Origin of the sequence: Vibrio sp. S9_S30 (assembly GCF_014694455.1) — a bacterium.
Classification (GTDB): Bacteria; Pseudomonadota; Gammaproteobacteria; order Enterobacterales; family Vibrionaceae; genus Vibrio.
This window is the reverse complement of record NZ_JAAUWT010000056.1, coordinates 1-4171: the sequence shown is the minus strand read 5'-3', so window position 1 is coordinate 4171 and position 4171 is coordinate 1. Positions and strand designations below refer to the sequence as shown.

Genomic DNA, 4171 nt, shown 5'->3' with positions numbered 1-4171 from the left:
TTATGTTGAACTTAGTCGGTGGTCTTATCGCTTATTGCTTGAAAGATGACAAACCAAGTTTGAATCTAACAGCCCAAGAGTCTGAACTGTTAGATATACATGGCATCGTGGTCGCTTAACCAGATCTTAAAGGGGGAGTCATTGAACTGTGGGTGTATGACAACATACTTCTATAGATCAAACTGCTGGTGCTCCCTCAACCTCCATCTTCGTTTTCAAGATCGAGCTCCCCTAGCCTTACAAGAAATACCCAACGGTATTTGAGGGTGAATACTTGTGCGTTCCGGGACTTGCGATAGTCTTGACCAAAAACAGGAGCTATTCGTGGACGAACAATTAAGACTTTTGGGATTAAAGAGAGCTGGTACAGCCGGAAAGAAGATTGGTGGGTATCTGTATGTCCATAAGGTCTATTTGGAATCGTGCGGAGATTTAAAAATAGAAAAGTTTGCTGGCTATCTTCCTGCAGATTTCACGTACGACATCCTTAAAATCGGGACAAATAGCGTATCTTTCATCCAGTGTCCAACGTTCGACGAACTGGATGAACCAATGTTTAATCGGGCGTCGATGTCTCTTGCAGTCGCTGTTGTTGCTGCGATTAGTGATTTGCGAAACATTATTCCCCCTATCGTTATCAGAATCTGTCTTAAGGCCTCTCATGGTTCACTCGACCCGCAAGAGTGCTTTGAGAAAGCGCCCGGATTGAAAAAGGCCTGCGGAACAGGCCTTGGTTTGGGTTGCTGGTAGTTTTTAGCTTCCCCAGCTTGATTTCGATGATGAGAGCGAGCCCCAGCCACCTTTTGACTTGGTTTTCACAACCGGTTTGTCCTTGTAGGTTGGCTTGTAGCTATCTTTAGCGGTCTTGTTTGAGCCTGAGTAGATGCCACCAGTAGTGCCCATTTTCTGCTGCTCTTTATATAGCTTTTCCTTATGTTTGCGTTCAGAGTAGTCACCTAGTTCATCGATCACTTCGGATGCAATATACGCTGTTGCCAGAGTGTCCACGGCGTCCCAGCTATCACCACCATTGCCCACGGCTGCAATCGCTGCGTCTGTCACGCCCGGGTTCAGGTCGACTGTTTGCAGACGCACTGTTGGGAGTGGGTGTAAGTAGGACTGAGACATTTCGAACTCAATGTTCTTAAACTTGCCGTAGTCTCCGATCACTTTGCCATCAGCAAAGAACAGCTTGCCGTAGTGGTCGACAAACGTAGAGTTTGACGTGAACAGGGGCTGAAAGAACAAGTCAGAGTATTGATCTGAAATCCAGTAGTCGCTGTGATGCTGCGGAGTCAATTTTGCAACCATGAAAGCAGCCATCTCTGGGCGCCAACCTAGTTTGCCTGGCATCTCCACACAATTGCCATATTCGAGTTCACAGTGCGCTTCACTTGAGAACTTCTGAGATGTACGGTCGGCTTCACGCAGGGCAGATTTGTATGCCGTGTCACATTCAGCCGTAATGTTTGCTTGGCCGTCTGCTTTACAGCTACCAAGATCCTTATATACCTTGATGTCCATAGGTTCGTTAGAACCACAGCCAGCAAGCCCAAGGGCAATTGGTGTCAGGGCGAAAGTGCGCAGTGCTTTACGTTTGTTCTCGATGTTGATCCCAGAACTACGCATCCGGCGTCTGTTGTTGTTTTTCTCGGTCATATCAGCCTCGCATGAGTAAGTCATGCAAGCTGCGTTAAGCAGACCGATAGCGATAGATACAGAAGCTAATACTACGGCTGCTGGTACTTCGTCATTTTCGATACGCTGAACGATTTTCGGCATCATCAAAGCACGTACCACAAAGAAACCACCTACCTGAGCTACTAAGGCAATAGAACCCCACATTGCGTAGTCGATGATACCTACTGAGTTACTAGCCGCGCTTGCAATGGCAATTGCATAACCCACTAGGGCACCACCAAGAGCAACAGCGGCCGACACGTTCTTTTCTTCTTTGATCAGCTTCCATTCATCATGCGGAGTTACCATCATGTAGATGAACTTAAAACCCACGAGGAAAAGCAGAGACAAGCCAAAGTAACCTGCAAATGCTGTTACACCTTCCATAAACTGAGCCATTGCTACGCTTTCGTTTTGTAATTCGATCACAAGGCTGTTATCCGCTTGACGGATTGCTTCATTAGCTTCACGAATTTCCTGCTCAAGGATAGTGATACCATTCGCGTCGATAACAGCTTCTGCGCCGTTGTTTACCGTACCTTTAATTGCTGACCAAATTTTTGCTAGTACGCCCATATTCAAATCTACCTTATTCAGTTGTTTATTTTAGAAATTCAGCGAATGTCTCAAGGATTTCAGGGATGTTTTGGAACAACACTGAAACTTCCTCTACAACGCTTTCCACTTTAGAGTCCGAAGAGAGAGTTCCAAAAGCTGTGTAGTAAGACTGGCCATCTACTTCGGTAATCCCAATTGAGGTAAGAGGGATCATTTTGTGGGTTTCTAAAATGCGTTGGTTCAAAGCGTTTACGTCTTGAACTTTGTCTGCTGGGAACAGAAGAGCTTCAACAGTAATCTGAGTTCCGCAAGCCGCAAGACAGGTGACCAGACTGTTGAGCAAGCGGCAAAAGCGGGGGGTCACTTGATTCTATCGCTTCGTCTATTGTCGTGATTAACGAGATGAATGCTCAGATTGCTACTGCGGCCGAGGAACAAAGCTCTGTCAGCAACGAAATCAATCAGAACATGCAGCGCATCGCAGATCACACTGAATCTATGGCTAAGCTGGTGGATACCGCCGAAGACGCTTGCTCTACTCTGGCAGACCAATGCAAAAAACTGGATGAGATAGTTGAGCAATTCAAAGTTTGATGACAAAGACTGACCAAACAGAAAGGGCGCCTAAGATGGCGCCCTTTTCTTATGTCGATTTCATTATCGTTGTTTGAAGAAGGGATACTCAATAAAGCTTGTTGCCACTAAGTGGGCTGTGGATCTTTTCCGTCAAAAAGTCTTGAGAGAGTTCCCACGTCCCGCTCCAAAGCTGTAAGGACAACAGCTCTTTTGCTCACAGTCACGCTGTTTTCTCGTGCATGTTTTTCAGCTGCGGTATCCAGTTCGACTTGTTTTATAAGCGTTGCAACTTCATTTGGATTTTCATTGTCGACATAGCCAAACTCCTCGTTCATAACTTCTACTACCTCGGCTTGAGGCAAGCCTAACTCCTCCGCTACTGCAGTGACGGAAGCCGCTAAGCTTCTTTGAAAGTTTCGTTGTACAATGTTCGCCATGATATTTCTCCTTAGTTAATGCGTTCAGACCTTTGCCGGGGCGTCCTCCACAGGCCTGTTGGTGAGGTCAAAATGTCGTACCGCACTGGTACTCTCCCTCTTTTCAACCTCAAGTCTAGGCCTTGCCAGAATGGAATACTAGGTAGCTAAATCCGCACTATTCAACTACCTAGCATTCTTCTTTTTGTGGCTTTACACTGTTTGCGAGCCCAGTCATACAGGTAGATTCCATGAGCATAAAAACGCCCCCTCAACTTAAGCTAGAAGAAGAGAGCAACGCCCTTTCTGATGTGACAAACTTCATAGCCCAAGAGATATATAAGCTTGCAGTAATTCGGCAATACCCTAATGAATGCTCGTGGATTCTTAACTTATCGCTGAGCATTTCTAACCGGTTAGCACACCTTTATGGTGAAGGGTTAGATTCGATGCTGGATGCACTTAAAAATGAACTGGTAGATCTCATTGTCTTTGGCGCTACAAAAGCGGTCTTTGAAGAGGAGGTATGTAGGGTTTTAAGAGAAAATGACGTACACACTCTTATACTCTTATACTCTACGCAGGATCACCGTCCGAGGGAGAAGCTCACTCCAACGAACGTTTGATTATGAAAAGCACGAGCAAGAACTCAAGGCGGCTGCTTTCGTTGTAGCCAAGGAAATCTTCTCTCAAAATCGAGGTTTCAAAAGCCAAATCCCCCACAAATACCCTCCATGTGTCTTCGGGTACAGGTATGATTACTATGAAGCGCTCGAGTATTACTACGGGCTGTCCTTCCATTCTCAAGTGAACGGGCTTTGTTGCGTAATTCAGTTCAGAGACAGAATCGTCCCATGTCGTATATTTATTAGTCAATACGACAAGTTTTAGGCATACCTAACCCAGTAAGCTTATTCAGCGCCTTAATCATCGCGTAAGTC

The 4171-nt window shown here is 45.8% G+C and carries 5 protein-coding genes and 3 pseudogenes; 4 read left to right on the top strand and 4 right to left on the bottom strand.

Going from position 1 to position 4171, the window contains the following annotated elements; all coding sequences use genetic code 11:
* Positions 1-119: pseudogene (locus HC752_RS25520) on the top strand (IS982 family transposase); the annotation flags it as partial.
* Between the two features lie 205 nt (positions 120-324).
* Entirely contained in the window at positions 325-750 is a 426-nt protein-coding gene (locus tag HC752_RS23685) for a hypothetical protein (RefSeq protein ID WP_190337651.1), read from the top strand.
* Between the two features lie 3 nt (positions 751-753).
* Here HC752_RS23685 and HC752_RS24920 read toward each other — a convergent pair.
* The 3 genes and pseudogenes from HC752_RS24920 to HC752_RS23670 all read right to left on the bottom strand — a co-directional run.
* Positions 754-1506: pseudogene (locus tag HC752_RS24920) on the bottom strand (DUF1190 domain-containing protein); the annotation flags it as partial.
* Positions 1507-1674: 168 nt separating this feature from the next.
* Positions 1675-2079: pseudogene (locus HC752_RS24915) on the bottom strand (DUF350 domain-containing protein); the annotation flags it as partial.
* A 202-nt stretch (positions 2080-2281) separates the two neighbouring features.
* The gene (locus HC752_RS23670) at positions 2282-2602 is read right to left on the bottom strand and encodes a DUF2170 family protein (protein ID WP_190337650.1); all 321 of its coding nucleotides are present in this window, start codon (positions 2600-2602) and stop codon (positions 2282-2284) included.
* Positions 2603-2640: 38 nt separating this feature from the next.
* On the opposite strand from HC752_RS23670, the gene HC752_RS23665 reads away from it, so the two are divergent.
* Entirely contained in the window at positions 2641-2832 is a 192-nt protein-coding gene (locus HC752_RS23665; protein ID WP_190337649.1) for a hypothetical protein, read from the top strand.
* Positions 2833-2939: 107 nt separating this feature from the next.
* Here HC752_RS23665 and HC752_RS23660 read toward each other — a convergent pair whose 3' ends face one another.
* Positions 2940-3251, bottom strand: coding sequence for a hypothetical protein (locus HC752_RS23660; protein ID WP_190337648.1), 312 nt, complete (start codon positions 3249-3251; stop codon positions 2940-2942).
* A gap of 230 nt (positions 3252-3481) precedes the next feature.
* Here HC752_RS23660 and HC752_RS23655 point away from each other — a divergent pair, with 230 nt between their 5' ends.
* The gene (locus tag HC752_RS23655) at positions 3482-3856 is read left to right on the top strand and encodes a hypothetical protein (RefSeq protein ID WP_190337647.1); all 375 of its coding nucleotides are present in this window, start codon (positions 3482-3484) and stop codon (positions 3854-3856) included.
* The last annotated feature ends 315 nt before the right edge of the window (positions 3857-4171 follow it).

Bases quoted from the DNA above. Each gene is read 5' to 3' on its own strand.
- HC752_RS23665 (WP_190337649.1), top strand. From the start codon at position 2,641: ATGAATGCTCAGATTGCTACTGCGGCCGAGGAACAAAGCTCTGTCAGC.
- HC752_RS23660 (WP_190337648.1), bottom strand. From the start codon at position 3,251: ATGGCGAACATTGTACAACGAAACTTTCAAAGAAGCTTAGCGGCTTCC.
- HC752_RS23655 (WP_190337647.1), top strand. From the start codon at position 3,482: ATGAGCATAAAAACGCCCCCTCAACTTAAGCTAGAAGAAGAGAGCAAC.